General features: G+C 40.7%; 23 protein-coding genes and 1 pseudogene. 16 read left to right on the forward strand and 8 right to left on the reverse strand.

Features of this window, described 5'->3' with window-relative positions:
• Nucleotides 1-45: 45 nt before the first annotated feature.
• Both ACR5KR_RS26180 and ACR5KR_RS26185 read right to left on the reverse strand, forming a co-directional pair.
• On the reverse strand, nt 46-102 hold the full coding sequence (locus ACR5KR_RS26180; protein ID WP_448270342.1) for a DUF6887 family protein: 57 nt from the start codon (nt 100-102) through the stop codon (nt 46-48).
• A complete protein-coding gene (locus ACR5KR_RS26185) occupies nt 95-211 on the reverse strand; it encodes a DUF6888 family protein (protein ID WP_448268530.1) in 117 nt (38 codons plus the stop codon). The genes ACR5KR_RS26180 and ACR5KR_RS26185 overlap by 8 nt, the downstream gene beginning before the upstream one ends.
• A 222-nt stretch (nt 212-433) precedes the next feature.
• On the opposite strand from ACR5KR_RS26185, the gene ACR5KR_RS26190 reads away from it, so the two are divergent.
• The 4 genes from ACR5KR_RS26190 (at nt 434) to ACR5KR_RS26205 (ending at nt 4,217) form a co-directional block, all read left to right on the forward strand.
• Complete coding sequence (locus ACR5KR_RS26190) at nt 434-955, forward strand: DUF2518 family protein (protein ID WP_448268531.1); 522 nt, start codon at nt 434-436, stop codon at nt 953-955.
• Between the two features lie 641 nt (nt 956-1,596).
• Nucleotides 1,597-1,752: a hypothetical protein gene (locus ACR5KR_RS26195; RefSeq protein WP_448268532.1), complete on the forward strand. Its 156-nt coding sequence runs from the start codon at nt 1,597-1,599 to the stop codon at nt 1,750-1,752.
• 45 nt (nt 1,753-1,797) lie between these two features.
• Complete coding sequence (locus ACR5KR_RS26200) at nt 1,798-2,988, forward strand: iron-containing alcohol dehydrogenase (RefSeq protein WP_448268533.1); 1,191 nt, start codon at nt 1,798-1,800, stop codon at nt 2,986-2,988.
• Nucleotides 2,985-4,217, forward strand: coding sequence for an aspartate aminotransferase (locus ACR5KR_RS26205; RefSeq protein WP_445629837.1), 1,233 nt, complete (start codon nt 2,985-2,987; stop codon nt 4,215-4,217). Before ACR5KR_RS26200 ends, ACR5KR_RS26205 begins: the two co-directional genes overlap by 4 nt.
• 1,027 nt (nt 4,218-5,244) lie before the next feature.
• On the opposite strand, the gene ACR5KR_RS26210 is transcribed toward ACR5KR_RS26205, so the two are convergent.
• Entirely contained in the window at nt 5,245-5,649 is a 405-nt protein-coding gene (locus ACR5KR_RS26210; protein ID WP_445632017.1) for a hypothetical protein, read from the reverse strand.
• Between the two features lie 196 nt (nt 5,650-5,845).
• Between ACR5KR_RS26210 and ppsA the strand changes: the two genes are divergently transcribed.
• The 12 genes and pseudogenes from ppsA (at nt 5,846) to ACR5KR_RS26270 (ending at nt 22,408) form a co-directional block, all read left to right on the forward strand.
• A complete protein-coding gene (gene ppsA, locus ACR5KR_RS26215) occupies nt 5,846-8,344 on the forward strand; it encodes a phosphoenolpyruvate synthase (protein ID WP_448268534.1) in 2,499 nt (832 codons plus the stop codon).
• A gap of 45 nt (nt 8,345-8,389) precedes the next feature.
• A pseudogene (locus tag ACR5KR_RS26220) lies at nt 8,390-8,782 on the forward strand (element excision factor XisH family protein); the annotation flags it as partial.
• A complete protein-coding gene (locus ACR5KR_RS26225; RefSeq protein ID WP_445629836.1) occupies nt 8,752-9,138 on the forward strand; it encodes a XisI protein in 387 nt (128 codons plus the stop codon). The pseudogene ACR5KR_RS26220 and the gene ACR5KR_RS26225, both read left to right, overlap by 31 nt.
• Nucleotides 9,139-9,275: 137 nt before the next feature.
• Nucleotides 9,276-9,899, forward strand: coding sequence for a GNAT family N-acetyltransferase (locus ACR5KR_RS26230; RefSeq protein ID WP_445629835.1), 624 nt, complete (start codon nt 9,276-9,278; stop codon nt 9,897-9,899).
• A gap of 351 nt (nt 9,900-10,250) precedes the next feature.
• Complete coding sequence (locus ACR5KR_RS26235) at nt 10,251-11,831, forward strand: dolichyl-phosphate-mannose--protein mannosyltransferase (RefSeq protein ID WP_448268535.1); 1,581 nt, start codon at nt 10,251-10,253, stop codon at nt 11,829-11,831.
• A 322-nt stretch (nt 11,832-12,153) separates the two neighbouring features.
• The gene (locus ACR5KR_RS26240; protein ID WP_448268537.1) at nt 12,154-14,460 is read left to right on the forward strand and encodes an ATP-binding protein; all 2,307 of its coding nucleotides are present in this window, start codon (nt 12,154-12,156) and stop codon (nt 14,458-14,460) included.
• On the forward strand, nt 14,405-14,851 hold the full coding sequence (locus ACR5KR_RS26245; protein WP_114080291.1) for a response regulator: 447 nt from the start codon (nt 14,405-14,407) through the stop codon (nt 14,849-14,851). Before ACR5KR_RS26240 ends, ACR5KR_RS26245 begins: the two co-directional genes overlap by 56 nt.
• A gap of 116 nt (nt 14,852-14,967) precedes the next feature.
• A complete protein-coding gene (locus tag ACR5KR_RS26250; RefSeq protein ID WP_445629832.1) occupies nt 14,968-16,131 on the forward strand; it encodes an ATP-binding protein in 1,164 nt (387 codons plus the stop codon).
• A gap of 528 nt (nt 16,132-16,659) precedes the next feature.
• Entirely contained in the window at nt 16,660-17,289 is a 630-nt protein-coding gene (locus ACR5KR_RS26255) for a helix-turn-helix domain-containing protein (RefSeq protein WP_448268538.1), read from the forward strand.
• Nucleotides 17,183-19,903 carry a peptidase domain-containing ABC transporter gene (locus tag ACR5KR_RS26260; RefSeq protein ID WP_448268540.1) on the forward strand — a complete coding sequence of 907 codons (2,721 nt, stop codon included), beginning with the start codon at nt 17,183-17,185 and terminating at the stop codon, nt 19,901-19,903. Before ACR5KR_RS26255 ends, ACR5KR_RS26260 begins: the two co-directional genes overlap by 107 nt.
• A 65-nt stretch (nt 19,904-19,968) precedes the next feature.
• A complete protein-coding gene (locus ACR5KR_RS26265; protein WP_448268541.1) occupies nt 19,969-21,492 on the forward strand; it encodes an HlyD family efflux transporter periplasmic adaptor subunit in 1,524 nt (507 codons plus the stop codon).
• Nucleotides 21,493-21,676: 184 nt separating this feature from the next.
• A complete protein-coding gene (locus tag ACR5KR_RS26270; protein WP_448268542.1) occupies nt 21,677-22,408 on the forward strand; it encodes a peptidylprolyl isomerase in 732 nt (243 codons plus the stop codon).
• Nucleotides 22,409-23,458: 1,050 nt separating this feature from the next.
• Here the strand turns inward: ACR5KR_RS26270 and ACR5KR_RS26275 are convergent.
• The 5 genes from ACR5KR_RS26275 to ACR5KR_RS26295 form a co-directional block, all read right to left on the reverse strand.
• On the reverse strand, nt 23,459-23,668 hold the full coding sequence (locus ACR5KR_RS26275; RefSeq protein WP_448268543.1) for a hypothetical protein: 210 nt from the start codon (nt 23,666-23,668) through the stop codon (nt 23,459-23,461).
• A gap of 605 nt (nt 23,669-24,273) precedes the next feature.
• Nucleotides 24,274-24,411 carry a hypothetical protein gene (locus ACR5KR_RS26280; RefSeq protein ID WP_448268545.1) on the reverse strand — a complete coding sequence of 46 codons (138 nt, stop codon included), beginning with the start codon at nt 24,409-24,411 and terminating at the stop codon, nt 24,274-24,276.
• Between the two features lie 265 nt (nt 24,412-24,676).
• A complete protein-coding gene (locus ACR5KR_RS26285) occupies nt 24,677-24,811 on the reverse strand; it encodes a hypothetical protein (protein ID WP_448268546.1) in 135 nt (44 codons plus the stop codon).
• A gap of 250 nt (nt 24,812-25,061) precedes the next feature.
• A complete protein-coding gene (locus ACR5KR_RS26290) occupies nt 25,062-25,499 on the reverse strand; it encodes a nitrogen fixation protein (protein WP_448268547.1) in 438 nt (145 codons plus the stop codon).
• A gap of 144 nt (nt 25,500-25,643) precedes the next feature.
• Nucleotides 25,644-25,940, reverse strand: a complete 297-nt coding sequence (locus tag ACR5KR_RS26295; RefSeq protein WP_448268548.1) for a hypothetical protein — start codon at nt 25,938-25,940, stop codon at nt 25,644-25,646.
• Nucleotides 25,941-25,979: the final 39 nt, after the last annotated feature.

Below are 25,979 nucleotides of genomic sequence, written 5' to 3' on the forward strand. Positions count from 1 at the left end.
ATGTAATGCTAGAGCGTGAATTGCTTCTGTATCGCCACTATTTTGTCAGATATAATCTCGCAATTGCTTGCGTGTCATTTCTCTAAAGTTAGGCTTATTCATAATCAACCTCTCCTTCTGGATTAATTACTAAAACCGTCTCTTCACCTGCTATTACCACGATGTTATCTGTTCGCTCATCTAAGCTAACTAAGTAAACCGGGAGATACATTCACCGCTAAACTTAGGCTAAACACAAGTTGAAACTTTCTTATGACTGATAACCTTTATGATGTAGTACCAATTCTTTGTAAAACTGCACAAAATCAGGCTTGGTGATACAACTTGCTCTGAGCAAGTTTTCTATCTATGCAACCTCACAGGTAATCGGTGTAAGCTCTCGGTAAAATGGGTGTGTCGGTAACGAAAAAAAGACGCCTCCATAAGCAACCTTATGCTCACAACAGCTAACTTTCTTCAGTACACCCAATGGTCAGGTATAGCTACCTTGGTATTTGCTGCCTTGACATTTTTGGCTTTTATTCTCAAATGGGGCATCCGCTTTCGGTTGGTGGGTACGACTGGCTTTATGCTGGTGCTGACTGCTGGTTTATTTGCACTCTCAATAGTCCCCTTGAGTCGGACTGTGATTCCCGGAGCAGTCCGGTACACTCTAGTTTATGACAATGGATCGACACAAGCAGTAATTGCTACATCACCCCAAATTACACCCACACAATTAGAAGCAACTTTACGTCAAGCAGCTAATAATCTCTTTTCTTATGGTCGCTCAGGTACGCGAGAAGACGACAAGTTGACAGTTCGCGCCCGTACCATTATCCACCCGGAAACAGGGATTTCTGTCCCAATTTATTTGGGTGAGGTGAAGCGATCGCTCGTTTCTCATCAAAATTCCCCGGTAACAGTCAAAATTTACACAGATAATTTCGCAAAATTGCCAAAACCTACTGCTTAAGAAACAGGGAGCAAGGGAGCAGCACTTCTCTGCGAGACGCTCCGCGAACGGCTCATTTCGGCTACGCGGTAATTGAGCGTAGTCGAAATTCAATGACCAACGCTCAGTGAACGAGGAGCAGGGGATAAGGGGGACAAAGAGGAATTATTGAACAAATCTCTCCCAAGTCTCCCCTTCTTCCTTGTCTACCTTGTCTCTTCTCCATGCCCTGTTTGGCCCATGCCCAGAGAATATGCCCAGAGAACAAAAGTAAATTACCTGTTATCAGGATGACAAAAATTATTTTGTATTTACTGATACATTAATCGTTATTTTTAGATTAAGATATTCACACTTTAGTGGTTATACTGTGGAAAAAAGTTAATCAGCGTGGGGTAATGGGTACTGACAGTTGTAATTTGTCAGTTGTTGTTCTAATTGCCCCATTTGGCATTTTCAAAATTCTTTGCAGCAAATCAAGGGGTTATAGGGACATATATTTGCATACCTTTACATATATATCTGTAGCTAAAAATTGCATAAAATAGCACAAATGCCTACACATTATCAATTCTCGATTTCTTTTCTTGAGAATCTGACAATGGTAATGTTAATTAATCATACGGTTATTCAAAACTTTGATAGTTCGGAATTTCAGGCGAATGGGTATTTATAGATTCAAGCAATGTCGTCAAACTACTCAATCAGTCGGCAACAAGACTTGTCTATTTAATTGCTTGGCTCAAATCCAAATCGGCCGCGTGTCAGGTTGGAGCCATCCAAAAACCAGTTTGGCAACAAGCATCCTCGATCGCTAGTCTATTTACATTAAGAAGTATCAAGGTTTTGGTAAACGAGATTATATGCTTAATAATTTTTCTACTCAACCTTCTTTGTCTACTCAAACCTCTAGCCCATTCTTTACGCTCACAGTTTCCCCCGCAAAAGTAATCCGTGGTTCTGGGGTGTTGCAAACAGCCGCAGCAGAAATTGCCTGTTTGGGAAGTCGTCCCTTAATTGTGGCAGGTAAGTCTACTCTCGCTATCAGCCAACAAAATTTACAACCAGTTTTAGAAGCGCAGCAGTTACATACTGTCCAAGCTTCTTATGGTGCAGATTGCTGCGAAGCTAGCCTAAAATCTTTACAGAAAAAGGCAAAAGAACATAAAGCTGATGTAATTATCGGTGTTGGTGGCGGCAAAGCCCTAGATACAGCGAAATTAGTCGCACAGCAGTTACATTTACCAGTGGTGACAATTCCGACTTCCGGGGCTACTTGTGCAGCTTGGAGTGCCTTGTCAAATGTTTATTCGGAAGATGGGGCTTTTCTCTACGACGTGGGGCTATCTCGTTGTCCCGATTTATTGATACTCGATTATGACTTGATTAAAACTGCACCGCAACGTACCTTAATAGCTGGGATTGGTGATGCGATCGCTAAATGGTACGAAGCCTCGGTTAGCAGTGGACACTTGCAAGACACTTTAATTATTGCTGCGGTGCAACAAGCACGAGTTTTGCGAGATATCTTGTTGCAAAAGTCAGCCGCCGCCCTCGAAGAATCAGGTAGTGAGGTTTGGCGAGAAGTGGTAGATGCCACTGTGTTACTAGCTGGGGTAGTTGGCGGACTTGGAGGAGCGCAGTGTCGCACAGTTGCCGCCCATGCCGTGCATAACGGTTTAACTCATATTTCTGGACATGGCAGTATTCATGGCGAAAAAGTTGCTTTTGGGATTTTGGTGCAACTACGTTTAGAAGAAATGCTACAAGGCAATCAACTAGCAGCATCAGCACGGCAACAGTTGTTAAAGTTCTACACAGAAATTGGACTACCCCAGAAATTAAGTGATTTAGGATTGGGCAATATTACATTAGGTGAATTGCAAACAGCCGCCGAAATGGCTCTAGTTCCTAATTCTGACATCCATCGACTACCGTTTAAAGTCGCGCCAGAACAGTTGATGGCGGCAATGGTTTCTACCACTGCACCTATAGATAGTAGAGATACTACAAATCGAGTTTCGCCCAAGGGAATGAGTGACGAGGTTTTATGAGTTTAAATTGGATTGTCCCAGCAGAACGCATACAAAAACTACCACCTTATGTATTTGCCCGTTTAGATGAACTGAAAGCTAAAGCACGGGAACAAGGGTTAGATTTAATTGACTTGGGTATGGGAAACCCCGATGGTGCAACGCCAGCACCAGTTGTTGAAGCGGCGATCGCAGCTTTAAAAGATTCTGCCAATCACGGTTATCCGCCCTTTGAGGGGACGGCTAGTTTCCGCCGTGCTATTACCAACTGGTATCGTCGCCGTTATGATGTGATTCTCGATCCTGATAGTGAAGCTTTGCCACTGCTGGGTTCTAAAGAAGGATTAACCCATTTAGCGATCGCCTACATTAACCCTGGCGATCTAGTTCTTGTTCCTTCCCCAGCTTATCCAGCACATTTTCGCGGCCCGGCGATCGCTGGTGGGAAAATCCATAGTTTGATTCTGAAACCCGAAAATGACTGGTTAATTGATTTAGCTGCCATTCCTAACGAAGTTGCAAGACAAGCAAAGATACTCTATTTCAACTATCCCAGCAATCCCACCGCCGCCACCGCCCCCCGCGAATTTTTTGAAGAAATCGTCGCCTTCGCCCGCAAATATGAAATTTTGCTGGTGCATGATTTGTGTTATGCCGAGTTAGCTTTTGATGGTTATCAACCCACTAGCTTATTAGAAATTCCCGGTGCGAAAGATATTGGTGTGGAATTTCACACCTTATCTAAAACCTACAATATGGCTGGTTGGCGCGTCGGCTTTGTCGTGGGCAACCGCCATGTAATTCAAGGTTTGCGGACGCTGAAAACTAACTTGGATTATGGCATTTTTGCAGCATTACAAACAGCAGCCGAAACAGCCTTGCAACTGCCAGATGTGTATTTACACGAGGTACAACAACGTTACCGTACCCGCCGCGATTTCCTGATTCAAGGATTAGGAGAGTTGGGTTGGGATATCCCCAAAACCAAGGCGACGATGTATCTTTGGGTGAAGTGTCCCGTTGGTGTTGGTTCCACAGATTTTGCTCTAAACGTGTTGCAACAAACAGGCGTTGTGGTTACTCCCGGTAATGCCTTTGGGGTTGCAGGTGAGGGTTATGTCAGGATCAGTTTGATTGCAGACTGCGATCGCTTGGGTGAAGCTTTACATCGCTTCAAGCAAGCTGGCATCCGCTATCAACCTGAAGCTGTAGTCCCTGCTTCAGAAGCGATCGCCGATCTCGTTAGTTGATGAGAAAAAAGAAAACCAATATTACGCCCTTGCAGTTTCCCGACTTGTTCTTTTGGGAGAAGCAAGTGGCGTTTGAGGAACGTAGCAAGATTCCGTTCGCGTAGCGTCTCGTTGGCGCAGCCTCTCGTAGAGAAGAGAAGAGTAACCCAACATTTTCATAGGTTTGTTGGGTTGCGCTTTGCTTCATCCAACCTACAATTTTTCACAAAGCCAAGCGTATTGACTGCTGCTTTAAAAGAAATAAGTAGGTCGGCGTAAATAATCAATGTTGGGATAAGGCAGGGGGCAGGGGGCAGGGAGCAGGGGGAGAAAGAGTTTGAGCATTATTTACTTTTCTTCACACAGTTTGGTTTTATTGCACCGACTTACTTATCTGTTGAAGAACTAGCTTTTTCTCTTTTTAGGGAAAGTATTCAAAAAAATTTTCGGCAAATTTGCTATTCTACTTGCACAAGATACTACAACTAGACGATTTACTCAAGAGGTCGAGAGCCAATAACTTTGACTTGCCAAATTGCCAGCTTCCGCATGGTGGGGGAACACCACATAAGATTATACGAAGCGACAGCTATTGCAAGTGAACTCTCTAACGTAGACTTCCAAGTTGAGACAACCCGTAGCTATATTCAATAGACTTCTTGCAGAAGTGGGGGCAATACGGTTCGGATAAGCATTTTTCACTTTCCTTGTGGTCTGGGGAAAGGGTAAGGGGGAAAGGGTAAAGGATGTATGTATTAAAAACCTTTCACCTTTAACCTTTAACCTTTAACCTTTAACCTTTAACCGAACCGTATTGAAAGTGGGGGAAAGGGACAAAAGTATGGAATTTTCCTATAAGACTGCCTTCTGCTTGCTGTCTTTCTTAATAAATACCTAATCTTAAATCCAATATCTAATTTTTTTGCTATGGTGATCCCAAAGGAATTGTTAAGTGCTTACGAGATGTAAATTAAGTGATTAACTACTCGTTAAGTATTATATAATACAAAAAGTGTAGATAATTTGTCTGTAAAATACATCTTTCTTGTTACTTAGTGGGTTGGGAAATACGCGTTTCAATATTTTCTAAGGTTTGTAATAATAAACGATTTGCCTGTAATTTCCAACCCCATTTCTGAATTCTATAAGCTAAGACAGTTCCAACTATGGACGCTAACAAGCCTATGGGTTGATTTAAAGAAATTCCTAATAGCAAACCCAATCCAGCAATTCCCCAAAATGGTAAGGCTACTGCTTGTCTTTGTTCTTCCACGACTTGGGTAATTATATTAGATTTCATCTTAGCGAGTAATGCCTCTTTCACTTGCTGCTGTTCTGTTGCGGATACTGTTAAACCTATTTTACGGCGTAGTTTTTCTATTTTACGGGCATCAGTACTGTATTCAGTTAGTTCATCTTCTGCCATTTTCAGGAGTCGTTCTAGCTGCACCATCATGTATTACATCCGGTATTTTAATCGAGTTATTAAACTGAATAATTGTGAATTTTTATTACTTATAGTTTTGGATTTCATCGCCAAATATCAAACTTCTCGACAGAACTAAAAATCTCAAGTTGAATATGGGAAAAATAAATATAGTAGCAGTTATGCATTTACAAATTGAGTATAAACTGAAAAGGTAATATTTATGACTACAGTATCTAAAAGCACTTTGTCTATATCTGCCCAAGAGCGATCGCTCATCTTGTGGTTTGATGAAATTGGGATTGCTGATATCCCAGTAGTTGGTGGTAAAAATGCCTCGCTGGGTGAAATGATTCAACAGCTAACGCCCAAAGGCATTAACGTTCCCACAGGATTCGCCACTACTGCTTACGCTTATCGTCATTTCATTCAATCAGCTGGGTTAGAAGCAAAGCTACGCAAGCTTTTTGCTGACTTGAATGTTGAAGATGTCAAAAATTTACGAGAACGCGGCAAAAAAGCGCGATCGCTATTAATCCACACACCATTTCCTGTAGAATTGCGCGAGGCGATCGCCACAGCATACCATAGTCTCTGCGAACGATACCATGCAGACACAGATGTAGCAGTCCGTTCCAGCGCTACTGCTGAAGACCTTCCCGATGCTAGTTTTGCTGGACAGCAGGAAACTTACCTCAACGTTGTCGGTGTTGAAGGAGTTTTAGCAGCTTGTCATAAATGCTTTGCTTCTCTATTTACCGATCGCGCTATTTCTTATCGCCACGCCAAGGGATTTGACCACTTTAGCATTGCTCTGGCTGTGGGTGTGCAAAAAATGGTGCGCTCTGACTTGGCAACCTCTGGGGTGATGTTCTCCATTGATACAGAAACAGGTTTTAAGGATGCGGCACTAATTACAGCCGCCTACGGTTTAGGTGAAAATGTTGTCCAAGGGTCTGTCAATCCCGATGAATATTATGTTTTTAAACCAACTTTAAAAGCTGGTTTTCGCCCAATTATCGATAAAAAATTGGGTAGTAAAGAATTGAAAATGATTTATGATGATGGCTCTAAATTTACGAAAAATGTTTCGGTTTCACCCAGCGAAAGAGGTAAATTCGCTCTGAGTGATGAAGAGATTTTACAACTAGCAAGTTGGGCGTGTTTAATTGAAGACCATTATTCCCAAGTCCACGGCATTTTTACTCCAATGGATATCGAGTGGGCAAAAGATGGGATTACGAACCAACTTTTTATTGTGCAAGCGCGCCCCGAAACTGTCCAGTCGCAGAAGACGGGAAATGTGTTGCGGAGTTATCGATTGGTATTGGGGAATCGGGAGTGGGGAATCGGGAATGGGGAAAATTCCCACTCTTCACTTTCTGATTCTCAATCCCCAATTCCTCTGGTTACGGGACGTGCGATTGGGGAAGCAATTAGTCAGGGAAAAGCACGGCTAATTTTAGATGTTCAGAAACTAGAACAGTTCCAAGTCGGGGAAGTTTTGGTGACAGAGAGAACCGATCCCGATTGGGAACCAATTATGAAACGTGCTAGTGCAATTGTCACCAATTCTGGAGGCCGCACGTGTCATGCAGCAATCATTGCGCGAGAATTGGGTGTACCTGCGATTGTGGGATGCGGCAATGCTACGGACATCTTAAAACCTGGCCAAGAGGTAACAATTTCTTGTGCTGAAGGGGAAGAAGGAAAAGTTTATCCAGGCTTATTACCTTTTGAAGTTAAAGAAGTCCCTTTAGAGAACTTACCACGCACCCGCACTAAAATTTTAATGAATGTGGGTAATCCTCAAGAAGCATTGAGTTTATCGGCAATTCCCAACGATGGCGTAGGTTTAGCGCGGACAGAATTTATCATTGCGAACCAAATTCAAATTCATCCAATGGCCTTGATTCACTATGACTCGTTAAAAGATGAATTTGTCAAAGCTAAAATTGCTGATATTACCGTACTTTATAACGATAAACCCCAATATTTTGTAGATAAATTAGCTCAAGGCATTGGGAGAATTGCCGCAGCATTTTATCCCAAATCAGTGATAGTCCGAACCTCAGATTTCAAAAGTAATGAATATGCCAATTTATTAGGTGGACGACAGTTTGAACCCCATGAAGAAAACCCAATGTTAGGTTGGCGAGGGGCGGCGCGTTACTACGATGAAGGCTACAGAGAAGCTTTTGCCTTAGAATGTCATGCCCTCAAACGGGTACGGGAAGAAATGGGTTTAACAAATGTCATCCCGATGATTCCCTTTTGCCGCACTCCTGACGAGGGGCGTTTGGTTTTAGCAGAAATGGCAAAAAATGGTTTAAAGCAAGGTGTTAACGGCTTGCAGGTTTATGTAATGTGTGAGTTGCCCAGTAATGTGATTCTGGCTGAGGAATTTGCTGAGGTATTTGATGGGTTCTCAATTGGTTCTAATGATTTAACTCAATTGACACTAGGGATAGATAGAGATTCGGCGTTAGTAGCGCGATTGTTTGATGAACGCAGTCCAGCTGTCAAGCGAATGGTAAAAATGGTCATAGAAACAGCGAAAAAATGCGATCGCAAAATCGGCATTTGTGGACAAGCACCCAGCGACTATCCAGAATTTGCCCAGTTTTTGGTTGAACAGGGAATTGACTCGATTAGTCTAAATCCAGATTCGGTTTTAAAGACAATGCTGGAAGTGGCAAAAGTCGAGGGTAGTAATTCGTAATTTATGCCAGTTAGAGGCCGTTACCACTAGAACGTCAAAAATGCCCTAATCAAAGATGGCTGGACGATTACCGACGATCCATTTCATTTGAAGTGGGGAAAAAGGGATATGTATGTTGACCTGGGTGCAGAGAAATTGATTGCTGCTGAAAAGGAAGGACAGCAGATAGCCGTTGAGATTAAAACGTTTCGCAGCGTATCGGATATGGCTGATCTTGAACACGCACTGGGACAGTATCTTGCATACCGATCTGTGATGAGTATAACCAATCCCGATCGCGTCCTCTATCTCGCCGTTCGGGACGAAGTATATGCCGATATCTTTGATGAACCAATTGCTAAACTTTTGGTAGAAGATTACAAAGTTAATATTGTTCTATTTCAGCTAGAGCAAGAGGTTATTTTTAAATGGATACCTTGGAGCAATACAGGCAGTTGATTCGGAATATTCTGATTGAACATACAAAAATCCCCTTCAGCACTGGCGATATTCAATTTGAAACAGTTTTCGACGGCGAACAAGACCGCTACCTCTTGATGATTTTGGGAAGAGAACCAGCCTATGACTTGTCTCCTACTGTGACTCGTCGCGTTCACGGCTGTATGATTCACATAGATATTATTGATGGCAAAATTTGGATTCAACGTGATGGCACTGAAGAAGGGGTAGCAACAGAACTAGTTAAAGCTGGGTGCCGAAGGATCGGATTGTATTGGGATTTCGGTCTGAAGAACTGCGGAAAGATTCAGAATTTGCGTAGTTTACCGCCGCAGGCATCGCATAGCCAACGGTAATTAAACTTCTGGATAATTGCCTATAGCATAGCGATCGCCATATTTTGTTTGTGTAATTGTCTACAAAACTTTTGACTACTCAACCATAAGTATCTTAGTATTTTGCAGAATGGCAATTTAGTTTAGCCAAAAGCAAGATGACAAATCTTTTGGAAACCGAACGCTCGATCGTTCGCAGTTGGATACCCGAAAGCGATGCCGAACAAGCGTTTGCAATTTATAATGACCCTGAAGTTACGCGCTTTCTTGGTAAAGCTTCTCGTCCCGCAAGTGTTGAGTCACAGCGTCAGCGTTTGATTGAAGGTATCGAGCGAATGCACCAACGCAACAATGGTACTGGATCTTGGGCAATTGTTGAAAAGGAAAATACAACAATTGTGGGAACTATCCTTCTCAAACAATTGCCCGACAAAGATGGTTTACCTACTCAAGATTATGAGGTAGGCTGGCACTTGAGGCGAGCTTCTTGGGGTAAAGGGTATGCAACAGAAGCAGGACGAGCTATGCTCAACTACGGATTTAGTGTTTTGAACTTGCCAGTGATTTATGCCGTAGTGAAGCCAGAAAATCATGCTTCAATCCGTGTAACAGAACGATTGGGTATGAAACCAATAGGGCGGACAAACAAGTATTACGGCATTGAACTACTCCTGTTTCAACTAGATGCACCTGAAGAGTGGAGAGAGAACAGGGGAGCAGTTCTTGAGCAGAGGGTAGGGGGGCAAAGAAGTGGAGTTCAAAGACTCATTCACGAGTATTAAAGACTCGTCAGCGAGTATCAAAGACTCGTCAGCGAGTATCAAAGACTCATCAGCGAGTATCAAAGACTCGTCGGCGAGTATCAAAGACTCATCGGCGAGTATCAAAGACTCATCGGCGAGTATCAAAGACTCATCGGCGAGTATCAAAGACTCATTCACGAGTATTAAAGACTCATCAGCGAGTATCAAAGACTCATTCCCTATTCCCCATGCCCAATACTTCGACTACGCTCAGTACAAGTGCCCAATACTTCGACTACGCTCAGTACAAGTGCCCAATGCCCAATGACAAATGACAAATACTTCGGCTTCTCTTCGAGACGCTACGCGAACGCTCAGTACAAGTGACAAATGACAAAAAAGTGGTTCCGAATTGGGATGGTGAGTGTATTTCTTCTTTCACTTGCCTTAAGGTTTTGGGGGCTGGAGCGATTCAACACTCTGGTATTTGATGAAGTTTACTTTGCCAAATTTGGTAATAATTATCTCACGCATACGCCATTTTTTAATGCTCATCCGCCGCTAAGTCAATATATGATTGGCATCGGCATTTGGATTGGCAGTCACATTCCTTTTTGGCACGATACGGTGAATGGGCTGACAGGTTCATTGCGATCGCCTTGGACTTATCGGTGGTTAAATGCCCTTACAGGCTCATTTATCCCTGTAGTTGTAGCTGCGATCGCTTCTCAGTTAAGTTATCGTCGTACCTTTGCAATACTTGCAGGATTATTCACAGCTTGTGATGGTATTTTTTTAGTTGAGTCTCGGTATGCTTTAAGTAATATTTATATCGTCATCTTTGGTTTATTAGGGCACTGGTTTTTATTATTGGCATTAGATAACCAAAATCGCCGACGTTCTTTTTGGTTAGTTTTTGCTGGCATTGGTTTTGGTGCCTCAGTCGGTACTAAGTGGAATGGTTTATGGTTCTTATCAGGTGCTTATCTCATCTGGATAGTAGCTTGGGTAATTCATTTGATACATTCTTTTCCTAACTCCAAACTCTTTTTTAAATCCCCCTCATTAGAGCAGGAGGCAGGAGGCAGAAGTCACGATAGCGCAGCGTTAGCGAGTCCGCGAGCGTCGGCAGAAGTCAGGAGGCAGGAGGCAGGAGTTAGTACTTATTCTCCCTCATTCCCCTCATACCCCTCATCTCCGACACCACTACAAAATTTAACTCAGCTAAATATTTTTCAAATGCTGTTTTATCTAGGAATTATCCCAGCTTTTATCTATAGCATCATCTGGATTCCTCACCTTCAACTAGATAAAACGTATGGATTTATTGCAGTACATCAGCAAATTTTGAAGTTTCATTTACATCTAGGTGGTAATAGTCCTAACGTACATCCTTACTGTGCTGCTTGGTATAAATGGCCTTTGATGACTCGACCAATGGCATATTATTATCAAACAGCTGAAAGTATCACCGAACCGTTACCTGTGATGGGCCCGCCTTTACCTGCCGGCGCTGGACAAGTTATTTATGATGTCCATGCAATGGGCAATCCATTTTTGTGGTGGTTTGGTGTTGCTGCCATGTTGTTTTTAGTAGGAATGCTGGTATCACAAGCGGTAATTCCTTGGGTGAAAGAAAAGCGTTTTTCTATGCCTGCAACCCTGAGTGTTGATACTTGGATTGCTTTGTATTTAGTTATAAATTATGCTGCAAACTTATTACCTTGGGTGAAAGTGACAAGGTGTGTTTTTATCTACCATTATATGTGTGCAGTGGTGTTTGTATTTTTAGCGATCGCCTGGTTTGTCGATCGGTGTCTTTGCAGTTATTATCAACAACTCCGGGCGCTAGGTGTCACCATTACTTTTATCATTCTGGCTGCTTTTATTTTCTGGATGCCCATTTATTTGGGTTTACCCCTTTCTCCTAACGGTTACAAGCTGCGAATGTGGTTCAACTCTTGGATTTGATTGAAGGGCATGGGGCATGGGGTATTGAAATAATAACTCCTAACTCCTAACTTATTTCTCAACTTAACATAGCTACACATATATAGAATTGTTCAATCACATGGTTTTCACATTTCTTATCGCTATGTAACTTTAGTCACTGTTAGACTTTTCAAAGCACAAGCAGATAAAACTAAGGCTGCAAAACGCAACACCAGGGCATGGGAAATTAGATACTAAGTAAAAATGATGAATGGAAAATTATAAAATTTTTACATTCATCATTCTGCATTATTATAGATACTCTAGTTTTGATGCTCCCGGACAACACAGGAGGATCGTCATGGAAATGAACTTACAATTGCCAGGTATTAATTTAATTAGCTTGAAAGAGGCACCGATTCATATTTCTAGCCAAATTCAGCCTCATGGTGTCCTGTTAGTCTTGGAGGAGCCTGAGCTAAAAATATTACAAGTTAGCACTAATACATTGAAGATTTTCGGAATTGCTCCCGAAAATATGTTACATAAAAAACTAGAAGATTTACTCGATCCCTTTCAAATAGAGAGAATTAAAACAGGGCTATCCGGAGAAAATCTTGATTTTATTAATCCCACGAAAGTTTGGGTGCGAAAAAAAGGTGATGAATACGTAGTATTTGATGCAGTATTTCACCGCAATACAGAAGGATTTTTAATCTTGGAGTTAGAACCTGCTCTTACTCAAGAAAATATCCCATTTTTAAGCTTTTATCATCTAGCTAGAGCATCTATCAACCAACTAGAAAAAACAGCAAATCTCCGGGACTTTTGTCAAGTTATCGTTCAAGAAGTTCGGAAAATAACGGAATTTGACAGGGTAATGTTATATAAATTTGATGATGATGGGCATGGTTCCGTTGTCGCTGAAGAAAAGCTAGAAAGCTTAGAACCATATTTAGGGCTGCATTATCCAGAGTCAGATATTCCCAAACCAGCGAGAAAGTTATTTGCTGCTAATTCGATCAGAATCATCCCCGATGCTTATTCCCAGCCAGTCAAGCTTTTTCCTGTCAATAATCCAATTAGCGATCGCCCGATTAATTTAACCAACTCTATTCTCAGAAGTGCTGCTTCCTGTCATACAGAGTACTTGCATAATATGGGTGTAGGTGCTTCGCTGACTATCTCTTTAATTAAAGACCAAAAACTCTGGGGACTAATTGCTTGTCACCATCAATCCCCGAAATATGTTTCCTACGAATTGCGTAAAGCCTGCGAATTTTTGGGACGAGTCATATTTGCAGAAATCTCGGCTAGAGAAGAGACAGAAGACTACTATCACCGGATAAATCTGACACACCTTCAATCAATCTTGATTGAATACATGTCTCAAGAAGAAAACTTCATTGATGGTTTAGTTAAAAACCCTCAACATCTTTTAGATTTGGCCAGCGCTCAAGGTGCAGCCGTGTGTTTTGGCGGAAATTGCACGGTAGTTGGTGAAACCCCTAGAGAAGAAGACCTGAATTTTTTAGTCCAATGGCTAAAAAATAATGTTGAAGAAGAAGTTTTCTATACAGATTCTTTGCCACAGATTTATCCAGATGCCGAAAGTTTTAAAAATGTCGCCAGTGGTTTATTAGCGATTCCCATCGCCAAGCGCAATTATGTTTTGTGGTTCCGACCGGAAGTAATTCAAACTGTAAATTGGGGTGGCGATCCTAATAAGGCGTTTGAAGTTAATCAGTCAGAAGGAAGTGTTCGTCTGTGTCCGCGCAAATCATTTGAACTGTGGAAAGAAACGGTTCGCTTAACATCTTTACCTTGGAAAGATGTAGAAGTTAAAGCAGCATTAGAATTGCGGAAAGCAATTGTTAATATTGTGCTGCGTCAAGCCGATGAACTAGCCCAGTTAGCCCAGGATTTAGAACGTTCTAACGCCGAACTGAAAAAGTTTGCCTACGTCGCCTCCCATGACTTGCAAGAACCGCTCAATCAAGTGGTGAATTACGTCCAGCTGTTAGAGATGCGCTATAGCGAAGAACTTGACGAAGATGCTCAGGAGTTTATCAGCTACGCTGTGCAGGGAGTTAGCCTGATGCAGACGTTGATTGATGACGTACTAGCATACTCAAAAGTGGATATGCAAGCGATCGCATTTCAAATGAACGAGGTAGAGACAGCCTTAAATCGGGGATTGGGCAATTTGCGTCAACGCATTAATGAAACTGGTGCTACTATCACCCACGATCCCTTACCCATAGTTATGGCTGACAGCACTCAACTAATGCAGCTATTCCAAAACCTCATCGGTAACGCCATCAAGTTTCATAGTGACCAGCCGCCACAAATCCATGTGGGAGCAGAAAGGATAGAAGATGCATGGCTATTCTCAGTTCGGGATAATGGAATTGGTATCGATCCGAAATTTAGCGATCGCATTTTTGTAATTTTTCAGCGCTTACACACGCGGGATGAATATACTGGTACAGGTATGGGTTTAGCCATCTGTAAGAAGATTGTCGAATGTCACCGGGGGCGGATCTGGGTAGAGTCAGAACTGGGTGAAGGCGCAACCTTCTACTTTACGATTCCAGTTGGAGGACGCGAACTTGAGCGTAGAAACGGGAGAAAAACACAAAACCATCTTTTTGGTCGAGGACAATAAAGCTGACATTCGCTTAATCCAAGAAGCGTTGAAAAATAGTTCAGTGCCCTACCAAGTGGTAACGGTCAGGGATGGTATAGATGCTATGGCTTATTTACGCCAAGAAGGTGAATATGCTGATGCACTACGCCCTGACCTCATTCTGCTGGATTTGAACTTACCTAAAAAAGACGGTCGAGAAGTGCTGGCGGAAATAAAAGCCGACCCATTACTAAAGCGTATTCCAGTTGTTGTTTTAACAACCTCAAAAAATGAGGATGACATTTTTCACAGCTACGATTTACATGTGAATTGCTATATCACTAAATCTCGCAACCTCAACCAATTATTTCAAATCGTCAAGAGTATTGAAGATTTTTGGCTCTCTACCGTGACGCTACCATCGGAGTAGGCAGGGGGTAGGGGGCAGGGGGCAGGGAGCAGGGGGAGAATAACTAATAACTAATGACAAATGACAAATGACAAATGACAAGATAGAGCAGCAATAGGGGGTGAAACCTGAAGATTATGGTTGTGAGCTACTCAGTAAAAATCTTGTTAATTGAGGATAACCTAGCTTCTGCTAGGTTGCTACAAGAGTTTCTGATGCAAGCCCAGTCCCAAGAGTTTACTCTGGTTCATGTGACCCGATTGGGCGAAGCACTTCAGGAACTAAGTCAATGTAATTATGATGTTATTTTATTAGATTTAACTTTACCTGATAGCCAAGGATTGTCATCTTTACCTCTTCTAATTAGTCAAGCGCCAAGTATACCGATTGTTGTTTTAACAAATACTAATGACGAAGAACTAGCAATTGAAGCAGTGCGGCAAGGGGCGCAAGATTATCTAGTCAAGCGACAGGTAAATGTTGATGTGTTGGTTCGCTCTTTGCGTTATGCGATCGAGCGCAAGCAGGTTTTAGAATCATTACGCACTGTCAATGAAACGTTACAAACTAGGGTTGAAGAACGAACTGCGGAACTCGTAAAAGCGAATGAACTCAACCAGTTCAAATCTGAATTTGTCTCAATGCTCTCCCATGACATCCGCAATCCGCTAAATACTATTCTCTTGGCTGCTGGACTGCTACAAAATCAGGATGAAAGATTAACTAAAGAGAAAAAACAAAATCATTTGCAAATGATTCGCTCGGCAATTAAAAACATGGCGCAGCTATTGGATGAAGTTACATTCATCGGCAAAGCTGATTCTGGTAGACTCGGTTTTGAAGTCATCTGCTTAGATTTAGAAGCTTTTTGTCGCCAAATGGTCGATGAAGTTCGATTGATTGCAAATGATAAGCATCTGACTTTAGTGTTCGCCAGTTTTGGGCAATTAGATGAAGCTTTATGGGATGAAAGCTTACTGCGGCACATTTTGGGCAATTTACTTAGCAATGCTATTAAGTATTCACTACCGGGCGGTATGGTGCGCTTTGAACTAATTGGTCAAGAAAAAGCAGTAATTTTCCGAGTTCAAGATTGGGGAATTGGCATTCCTCAAGAGAACCAAAAACGATTGTTTCAGCCTTTCCGACGGGCGGACAATGTGGGAAACATTCCTGGTACTGGCTTGGGACTAGCGATCGCCAAAAAATGTGTCGATGCACATGGAGGCGAAATTGTAGTTAATAGCCAAGTTGGAGTAGGTACAACCTTTACCGTCACCCTTCCTTTACTAGAAGTTTAAGCGGTTACAGCAATTTTCATCTATGGGGAATACAGTTCATTATTGGGGCACAATAAATATATTGTGCCCTTACGTGTGCGATCTTTCAAACGAATTTTCATCCGTGGTAATGGCGACTCCGTTATCACTTTTTTCTCTGCTCAGAAGAAATTTATATTTACAAAAAATTTACTAAAATTTAACGACTCTTTTCGGAATTTACAAATTGGATTTGTAGCCTAATATAAACTTACAAAAGGAATATTTAAAAACCGTTGTCAAACATATTACTTAACTCAATTATTTCTTGCATAAAATAAAAAACAAATCGTAATAAGTATTACAGTTACAAAAAAATTAGCTTTTGCAATATCTCTATAAGTAGGATATTGCAAAATTCTCCATCGTTCAGAAAACATTTGTGTGTCCACAAATCTAGTTAATTATACGTGTATGTCGGACTGCCAAAGTAAAATTGAAACAAGATACATAAATGTAACTAACAGTAAGTATTTAACATCATTTCAACGGAAATTACTGTTAGCAAGTTTGGAAAAAACTTTACCCGAATCTTACCAACAACGTATTGAAATCATGTTGTTGGCAGATGAGGGAAAAACCCAAACTGAAATTTGTCAAATTTTGGGATGTTGTCCAGCAACAGCAAGGCATTGGATGCACATAGCCCGAACAGGGATGGCGCACCAATGGCAAGATTGCCCTATTGGTCGCCCGAAGGCAATAAATGACGAGTATTTAGAACGTTTGAAAGAACTGATTAAAGGTAGTCCCCGCGATCATGGATATTCTTTTCGGCGATGGACAGCTAACTGGCTGGGGAAACATCTAGCGAAAGAATTTGGGATTGAGGTAAGCGATCGCCATATCAAGCGCCTGCTCAAACAGATGGGATTATCCACAATACCAAAACCCAGCAATTCTGAACAAAACAGCACTGAACAGACTCAAGGTTCCAAAATTTTGATTAATGACCTGAAATCGGCAGTTATTCCTGATAATCCCGAATTTTTACCTATTAACTTTGCCAAATTAGCAAAAGATGTAGACATTCATGGCGCAAGATATATCCGCTCAGTTAGTAACTCTACAACAGTTCAACAAAATTCTGGGGCATTCTCTTTCGACAGAGGAATTTCAACACTATCTTCAACAAGTTAAATTTATCAACCCGAAAGTCGGCAAATTCTGGCAAGGAACTGATGTTCAACCAGGAATCTATATTGCGATCGCTGGTAAAGTCAGGTTGCTAGATAGCGCCGATGAGTTAATCGCCACTTTAGAAACAGGTGACTCATTTGGGGAATTTACCTTGTTTAAGGAGGGAGACTTTAAACCTTACGCTGCTAGGGCTTCAATCAACTTGCAACTGTGCTTTGTTCCGGGTGAAGTTTTATGGCCATTGATGGCTAAATATCCCCAAATTCGGGAGCATTTGTGGGCTAAGGCTCTATCCCGTAATCCTCCACAGGTGAATTCCCCAGTACTACCATCTGACTCAAAACGACTGCATGAAACGAGTATTTTGTCAACGCCAGCAGTAAAGCCAGGCGATAAAAAAATAAGCAAAGCCTATTTTCCCAACTCCACGCAGCGAGTAGGGCATTTATTACAGCGTGTGATTCGGCGTTATCCGTTTTTTGCCCAACAGAGTGGATCGGATTGCGGTGCAGCTTGTTTAGTAATGGTGTCTCGCTATTGGGGGAAAAACTTTAGTGTAAATCGCCTGCGGGATATCGCCAATGTTGACCGCAATGGCTCGTCACTGCGAGGGTTATCAGTGGCGGCGGAAAGTATTGGGTTTAGCACGCGGCCTGTGAAAGCGAGTCTTGACCAATTAGCGAAGCAAAAATTGCCTGCGATCGCCCACTGGGAAGGCAAGCATTACATCGTTGTCTACGAAATTACCCCCAAACACGTCATTGTCGCCGACCCCGCTATTGGTCAACGCACCCTCAGCCACACCGAATTTAAAGCCAACTGGACTGGTTACACATTGCTGCTGCAACCGACAGCAATGCTTAAAGATACTAAAGAAACTTCTACTCCCTTTTGGCAATTTTTTGAATTAATGAAGCCTCACTCTTTAGTGATGCTGGAAGTGTTTGTCGCTTCCTTATTTATCCAGATATTTGGACTTGTTACTCCCTTATTTACCCAGTTAATTTTAGACCGCGTAGTGGTACAGCGTTCTGAACTAACCTTAACGGCGGTGGGGTTAGGGTTACTAATTTTTAGTTTATTCCGTGTGGCGATGACAGGGTTGCGACAATATCTGTTAGACCACACAGCTAATAAGCTTGATTTAGCACTAATTGTCGGATTTATTCGCCATACCCTGCGGCTACCTTTGAGTTACTTTGAGTCGCGTTATGTGGGAGACATTATCTCTCGCGTACAAGAAAACCGTAAAATTCAACGCTTCCTCTCCGGTGAGGCGTTGTCCATCCTCTTAGATTTAGTCACTGTCTTTATCTATTTAGGATTGATGTTTTGGTACAGCTGGAAAATGGCATTGCTGGTGTTGGTGATTGTACCACCTTTTTTGATGCTGGCATTGATTGCCACACCTTTTTTACAAAGGATTTCTAGGGAAATATTTAATGCTGTTGCTAATGAAAGCAGCTATCTAATTGAAGCCCTTTCTGGTGTGCGAACAGTTAAATCTACAGCAGTAGAACAGACAGTGCGTTGGCATTGGGAAGAGTTATTAAGTAAAGAAGTAAAAACTAACTTCTCTGGGCAAATTATCAGCAATCGCCTGCAAATATTTAGCAACACAATTGAAGCAGTGGTAACTACCGTCTTGCTGTGGTTTGGTGCGTACCAAGTGATTCACAACCAGCTAACCATTGGGCAATTGGTGGCATTTAATATGTTGTTGGGAAATATCATTAGACCCTTCCAACGATTAACAGTTTTGTGGAATCAATTGCAAGAAGTGGTGATTGCGGTGGAACGCATTAATGATGTATTAGATGCAGAACCAGAAGAGGATTTGCAGCATCAGATGCGGCAATCTTTACCACCCATTCAAGGTAACATTCGCTTTGACAATGTGACATTTCGCTATCACCCTGAAAGCGATATCAATGTTTTAGAAAATCTCAGTTTTGAAGTACATAGCGGGCAAATGGTTGCTCTAGTGGGACGGAGTGGTTCGGGTAAAACTACGATTTCTAAGCTGGTTTTAGGGTTATATTCCCCCACAGATGGCAAAGTGTTGATTGATGGACAGGATATTGCCAGCCTTTCGTTGCGTTCTCTACGCGAGCAAGTTGGGGTAGTTGACCAAGATACCTTTTTGTTTGGCGGAACGATTCGGGAAAATATTAGCTTGGCACATCCTGGGGCAACTTTAGCAGAGATTATTGAAGCGGCGCGATTGGCGGGGGCTGATGAGTTTATTAAAAAGTTGCCTATGGGTTATGAAACCCAGATTGGTGAAGGAGGCGGGATGTTATCTGGAGGACAGCGACAAAGAATTGCGATCGCTAAGGCATTATTAGGTAATCCCAAGCTATTGATTTTGGATGAGGCGACTTCCCATCTAGATGCAGAATCAGAAAGGATTATTCAAACAAATTTGAACACAATACTTAAGGACAGAACCACCTTAATAATCGCCCATCGTCTTTCAACTGTGCGTCATGCAGATTTAATTTTGGTGCTAGATCGCGGTGTATTGATTGAGAGTGGGACTCACCAAGAGTTGATGGCGAAGCGGGGACATTATTTTTATCTCAATCATCAGCAGATGGATGTAGCAGGGTGAAACAAGAGGACAAAGAGCAAGCTTTTCTTGTTTCCCAAAATCCAAAATTGATATCAGGAAAAATTATGCCAAACACATTAAATGGAAGAGTTCAAACCCAAGTTTATCAGGTAGAACAGCGCCAGGAAGTTTTAACGGAGCAAACACCAGCTAGATCGACTGATGATTGGGCTTACGCAACCAAGGATTTACTTGATAGCTTGCCCCAGGTTTGGACAAGAGGATTGCTGTATTTTTTGGTGGTATTTGTGTCGATTATTTTACCTTGGGCGATGCTGTCTAAGGTAGATGAAACAGGTACAGCAAGAGGGCGACTTGAGCCAAAGGGAAAGACGGTTAGGTTGGATGCTGCTGTGGCAGGTACTGTTGCCGAAATTCGGGTAAAGGAAGGCGATCTAGTTAAAGCTGGGCAAACTTTATTGGTGTTGGAATCGGAATTAGTTAAAGCAGAATTGCGGCAGGCACAGGATAGGTTAGAAGGACAATTAAATCGACTTTCTCAATTAAATTCATCTAAAAGTCAGTTAGTTGTATCTTTGACAACTCAACAGCAACAAAATCAATCTCAACAGTTAGAAAAGCAGGCTCAAATTGACCAAGCGCGACAGAATATGAATGCTCTAAGAAATTCCTATGATTTACAAAAAGATGAAAAATTGGCTCAAGTCAATCAGGCACGGCAAACTCTTGAGCATAGTCAAACAGCTAATAAGTTAGTAAACAGTAGTTTAGCGAGTACCGAGCGAGAAGTTGAACGCTATCGCAGTCTTTGGCAGTCAGGAGTTGTTCCAGAAATTAATGTTGTCCAGAAGCAAGATATAGCTAAAGACAAGCAACAGTTATACGAACAAAATCAGTCAGATATTCAGCAGGCTAAACTACGTTTGGTAGAACAACAGAGTAGTTATGAGCGGACTATTCGGCAAGCAAATGCAGATATTGAGCAGGCACAGTTGCGACTGAAAGAACAAGAAAGGAGTTATCAGACATTAACTCGTTCCAACAAACTTGCTTTGCTAAAAATTGATGAACAACAGAAGAGTTTGGAGACAGAAATTACTACGCTTCAGGCAGAAATTGCTCAAACTAAGAGTCAGATTATCTCGTTAAAATTTCAGTTAGGACAACGAGAGTTAAGAGCCACTGTGAATGGTAGAGTGTTTCAATTACCGATACAACGCGCTGGGTCTGTGGTACAGCCAGGAGCAATGATTGCGGAGATTGCACCGCAAGGTTCGCCTTTAATAATTCGGGCACAAATGGCGACAACTGAGAGTGGTTCTTTGCGAAAAGGATTGCCAGTAAAGTTAAAATTTGATGCTTATCCGTTTCAGGATTATGGAATAGTGGAAGGAGAATTGTTAGAGATTTCTCCTACTACGATAGAGGTGGAAACACCTAATGGGAAGGTAGCAGCTTATGATTTGGAAATTGGCCTCAAACAAAATTGTATTCCCTCAGCTAATAAATGTATTACCTTGCATCCTGGAGATACGGCGACAGCTGAAGTAATTGTGCGCCAGCGTCGGATTATTGATTTTCTGCTTGACCCGTTTAAGAAGTTGCAGCAAGGAGGGGTGAAATTGTAGACGGATTCGCGGTACTTATGCATTTCTAAATTTAACCCCCTTACTGATTTACCTACAAGATAAGAGGGAGAAAAAGCTCCTTTAATCTAACAAATTTTTTCCTCTGCACTTTCCTTGTAGAAAAGGGTTAGGAAGGAGCGGTGATTTCACGTTTAATATTGTCTATCTACTTAGGAGAAACATTATGTCACAAACTATCACTATTACCAACGAAGACATTCTTGAGCAAGTTAAGCTATCCAGCAAAATTCCTGAAATAATTGAAGAGATTATTACCCGTAAGATTATTGTAGCTGCCGTAGATGAGGCTAGCATCAAAGTAGAGACTGAGGAACTTCAGAAAATAGCAGATCAATTGCGGGTAATTAACAAACTCAATAGTGCTAATGATACCTGGGTATGGCTGGGAAAACATGGCCTGTCTCTAGAAGAGTTTGAAGAAATTGTCTACAACACCGTCATTTCTAGAAAGTTAGCTGCTCATTTGTTTGCGGATAAAGTTGAACCATACTTTTTTGAAAACCAATTGGATTATGCCAGCGTAGTGATGTATGAGGTTATCTTAGATGATGAAGACTTGGCGCTGGAACTCTTCTATGCCATTCGGGAAGATGAGATAAGTTTCTATGATGTTGCTCACAAATATATCCAGGATACAGAGTTACGCCGAAAAGGTGGATATAAGGGGATAGTGCGTCGTCAAGATTTGACGCCGGAGATTTCTGCTGCTGTTTTTGCAGCAAAGCCGCCGCAGCTTCTCAAACCCATTATTACTTCTAAAGGGGCACACCTAATTTTAGTAGAGGAAATTATTCAAGCAGAATTAGATAAAAAGCTGCGCTCTAAAATTATCTTAGATTTGTTTTCTGGATGGCTGAAGCAAAAAAATAATCAAGTTGAAGTTATCCTAAACTAGGATTAAGGCATCAAAAAAACCTAGATTTTGACCTATAGATTAAATTATAGAGTTTAGATTAATCGCAGTTAGTCTAAACTCCAGTAAACAGTTACACTGTCATACTTGAATGAAGTGCATTTAAAAATCGGGTATAGGTATGAATAATTATCTTTATACATATCTATATTTCTGCTTGATTTAAACGGTTACTTAGCTAATAGTCGCTCAGGGATTATAGCTTTATTTAACTTTACAATTCAAAGTAGTTGCATATAACATCAACTAAAAAATGGAGAGCATCTCTGATTATACCACCACCATGAATTTCATTCAGTTCATTAGCGTCAACTTTGGTCATTAAGCTCTGATCTTTTATATCTTGAATCGTGATTGTAGACATTTGGAATATTCTCATAAGTAAAGTTTTCTCAGTTGGAATTAGACTTTTAATTGCCTTCTCCTATTACCATAATCTGTTACTTCATCTATTATTTCAATGTGTTTTTTAGTAAAAACAGGACAAAAGTAATGTAGTTATATGTTGATTAATCATCAAATTAACTAAGCGATTTTTTAGAAAACAAAGTTTTTATATTTATTTGAATAAATAACCTTATATTTGATGGCATATATAAAATCTTTATGACCTTTTTTCTTTTTCATTGCTTACTTGATTTCTACAAATTAGAAAGACCTATTTTTTTTCTACTAATAGGAAAGCCTGTATTGACTGATAAAGCTTTCAGAAATTGACTGTACGGAAAGTTACAGAAGAGGGTTAACTAGAAGTTTGCGATCGCTTGGTAAAGTTAGTAATAGATTAAAGTTTTTAGCTGCAACTGGTTATACTGTAATGAGTAGTTTTTCAGACTGGCTATATAGCCTTTGTTCAACTAAATAATCGACAACATTATGAGAGTTCAAGAGAAATATCATAATTTTTAAATGTATCAACCAATTTTGATGTACAGAAACAGCCTGTGGTAATTGAGTTACTACCACAGGCCGCTTCTGTAAGAATTCTTAAAACTAGTACCGTATAGCGTCAAGAAACCATCCATTTTAAATTCATAAAATATCTGTTGCAATGATTCCTGTTGTTATTACAAATCTTGTAATACCACCTGCAACGCTTTTTGCTTCCTCATTAGATAAATCTAACAAAGCTTCTTCTGAATCTAATGCCTGTTTTCGGCGGGACATAGCACTATTCACAGCATCATCAATCAGGTCGTTAATTTCAACGTGACTGTTATACTTTATATTGTTGGCTTTCATCTTGATTTTCCTCTCAATTTGCTGACTGTATTTAGGCTTATTCGCAGAATATAGCGATTGCTTAATATCTTTATTATTTTAATTAATAAGAAAATTATTTAACCATTTATTATGAATTTTTATAAGACATAAATAAACCTTTTATGTCACTAATATAGGATTCCTAAATCATTTGTGAAAAATCTTAAGTAGTGTAGGGTGGTTAGTAGCCACCAAAATCCTAATATAGTGGCTAATAACCACTCTGCGTGTATTTCAAAAATCAAATATGAATTCTATATCTGAATCCCTTGTATACCTGTAGCGATCACCTCTAACTGAATAATTTGCGATTTATCAGTGTAGTATTCAAACACGATATAGTAAAAAATGCCCAAAATTTGCTCATAGACTTCCTATTTTGTCGGTTATCTGCCTTCGCACTCACTTTTCCCTAAAGCTTCATTTATAGTAACTAAGGGAAGAAATTCTATGACCACGATTGGTCTAGTTCCCTTTAGCAAACTCACAAAAAATCAGCACGGGCTGCTATTTATCTGTAAAGCCTATGCTGATCTTAACATTGCTAATACCTGAAAAATACAGAGTGTATTATTGGAACTAAATTAGAACTTAATTGTAACTGACACTGTGATTTCTACTTGACCACCAAAAATACCATTAACTTCTTGCTCAGTTAGTTGCTCAACTAAGCTTTCATCATCTCGGTCAATAGCAATATCAGAGATTGTAATTTTAGACATTGTGGATCTTCCTAAGTAAAATAATTGTGATTGGAATAGGATTTTTATAATCTATTCTCACTAATATAATAATTTATTTCTTCGATTATTTCAAGGTTTTTATTGTTGAATAAAGGACATAAATAATCTAGTTTTGTCATAAAAAAAAATATCCAAAATTTTGTTTTTTAATCCTAAGTTATCAAAAAATATATTGATATAGTGGCTGTATAATAGGCTTTGCAATTATTGATGAAGCTCTACCAAAAACGGCTTCCAGTTCTTTTTAATTTAAATCCTTGAGTTCATCCTCGCCATCAGTTGACTCCAACAATTGATCTGTATATTCTTCATACTCATTCTTGGTAAAATTGTAGCCAGCACTTTTAACAGCTTGGCTACATTCATCTTTACTTGTCACTCCTTAAATTTGAGTGCGAAAAGCTTCATCATTTGCTAGCCTTGCATAAAAGGCTTGAACATTTTCTACAAACATAATTTTCTCCTAAAATTATTTAACTACAGACCTAGCTTTGCTTAACCAAGAATTGGTGTCGCCACCTCAAGTTCCTCTAAATTTTCTGACTGGATTTAGGCTTATTCGCAGGCTTAAACATTTTCTAGGTACATAATTTTTTCCTGAAATTATTTAACTACAGACATAGCTTTGCTTAACTAACAGTTGGTGTCGCCACTTTAAGTAGTAATTCAGAGCGATTGTAGTTATCTGTTATAACTTGTGGACAACGCATACAAGCGGCCTTACCTTCCTGCTGCCACCATCGGCAATCTCGGCGTATAGAACAAGGTGGTAGTTCCTCTACTACCTTTGGCAAGTTTTCTACAACTCGCATTGCTAGACGACAATCTTTACCATCAAAATGTTGACAACCCTTAGTTGCACAGGGTGCAGCCGTCCGAAAAATTTCAGTGGGTGTTACTGGACTAGCTTTTGCTATCAGTTCATCTGTGACAGGTTGGGGGTGCTTAAGATAAGCTACGCGGGGTTCTGTGACTGTACCACCAACGACGCCGAAAACAACACTGTCTTGCCATTCTGGTCTTGCACTAGGGCAAAGTGTAGTCTTTTCAGTAGCGATGTCTTCCATAAATTGAACCTATAATGAATTGTATTTTTAAGCTGATGGAGATTGACAGATAGTTTTGAATTGGACTGCTCTCCATCAACCTAAATAAGCAAATTAAATGTCCAAGAGTTTAATACTGACTGGTAACTTCAAAGACTTGTACTTTCAACTCAAGTTCTGCTCTGCAATTAGTCCACAAATAATTGGTTTTATCACTGGAGTATCATTAATTGGTTTGATCGCACCAGTACCACCTGTAATACCACCTGCAATAATTGGATCGAATTTTGCAACCGTTACAAAACCACCTGCAACGTTTGCCATTTCTTCATCAGACAGAGTTAGCAAAGCATCTTCTAAATCCTGATTGGGGTTCCGTCGTGCTATTGCATTGTTAACAGCATTATCAATCAGATTACTAATGTCTAATTGAAAATCTGAATTTTTTTTATTCCTTTCCATTGTGCTTTTCCTCTGAAGATATAACTAGATATAGGCTTA

It is taken from the genome of Nostoc sp. DSM 114159 (genome assembly GCF_053470285.1).

Coding starts and splice junctions, on each gene's coding strand:
- ACR5KR_RS26295 (WP_448268548.1), bottom strand. CDS start 25,940: ATGGAAAGGAATAAAAAAAATTCAGATTTTCAATTAGACATTAGTAAT.
- ACR5KR_RS26280 (WP_448268545.1), bottom strand. CDS start 24,411: ATGTCTAAAATTACAATCTCTGATATTGCTATTGACCGAGATGATGAA.
- ACR5KR_RS26265 (WP_448268541.1), top strand. CDS start 19,969: ATGCCAAACACATTAAATGGAAGAGTTCAAACCCAAGTTTATCAGGTA.
- ACR5KR_RS26240 (WP_448268537.1), top strand. CDS start 12,154: ATGGAAATGAACTTACAATTGCCAGGTATTAATTTAATTAGCTTGAAA.
- ACR5KR_RS26275 (WP_448268543.1), bottom strand. CDS start 23,668: ATGAAAGCCAACAATATAAAGTATAACAGTCACGTTGAAATTAACGAC.
- ACR5KR_RS26190 (WP_448268531.1), top strand. CDS start 434: ATGCTCACAACAGCTAACTTTCTTCAGTACACCCAATGGTCAGGTATA.
- ACR5KR_RS26210 (WP_445632017.1), bottom strand. CDS start 5,649: ATGGTGCAGCTAGAACGACTCCTGAAAATGGCAGAAGATGAACTAACT.
- ACR5KR_RS26225 (WP_445629836.1), top strand. CDS start 8,752: ATGGATACCTTGGAGCAATACAGGCAGTTGATTCGGAATATTCTGATT.
- ACR5KR_RS26290 (WP_448268547.1), bottom strand. CDS start 25,499: ATGGAAGACATCGCTACTGAAAAGACTACACTTTGCCCTAGTGCAAGA.
- ppsA (WP_448268534.1), top strand. CDS start 5,846: ATGACTACAGTATCTAAAAGCACTTTGTCTATATCTGCCCAAGAGCGA.
- ACR5KR_RS26230 (WP_445629835.1), top strand. CDS start 9,276: ATGACAAATCTTTTGGAAACCGAACGCTCGATCGTTCGCAGTTGGATA.
- ACR5KR_RS26195 (WP_448268532.1), top strand. CDS start 1,597: ATGGGTATTTATAGATTCAAGCAATGTCGTCAAACTACTCAATCAGTC.
- ACR5KR_RS26270 (WP_448268542.1), top strand. CDS start 21,677: ATGTCACAAACTATCACTATTACCAACGAAGACATTCTTGAGCAAGTT.
- ACR5KR_RS26200 (WP_448268533.1), top strand. CDS start 1,798: ATGCTTAATAATTTTTCTACTCAACCTTCTTTGTCTACTCAAACCTCT.
- ACR5KR_RS26235 (WP_448268535.1), top strand. CDS start 10,251: ATGACAAAAAAGTGGTTCCGAATTGGGATGGTGAGTGTATTTCTTCTT.
- ACR5KR_RS26250 (WP_445629832.1), top strand. CDS start 14,968: ATGGTTGTGAGCTACTCAGTAAAAATCTTGTTAATTGAGGATAACCTA.
- ACR5KR_RS26260 (WP_448268540.1), top strand. CDS start 17,183: ATGGCGCAAGATATATCCGCTCAGTTAGTAACTCTACAACAGTTCAAC.
- ACR5KR_RS26205 (WP_445629837.1), top strand. CDS start 2,985: ATGAGTTTAAATTGGATTGTCCCAGCAGAACGCATACAAAAACTACCA.
- ACR5KR_RS26185 (WP_448268530.1), bottom strand. CDS start 211: ATGTATCTCCCGGTTTACTTAGTTAGCTTAGATGAGCGAACAGATAAC.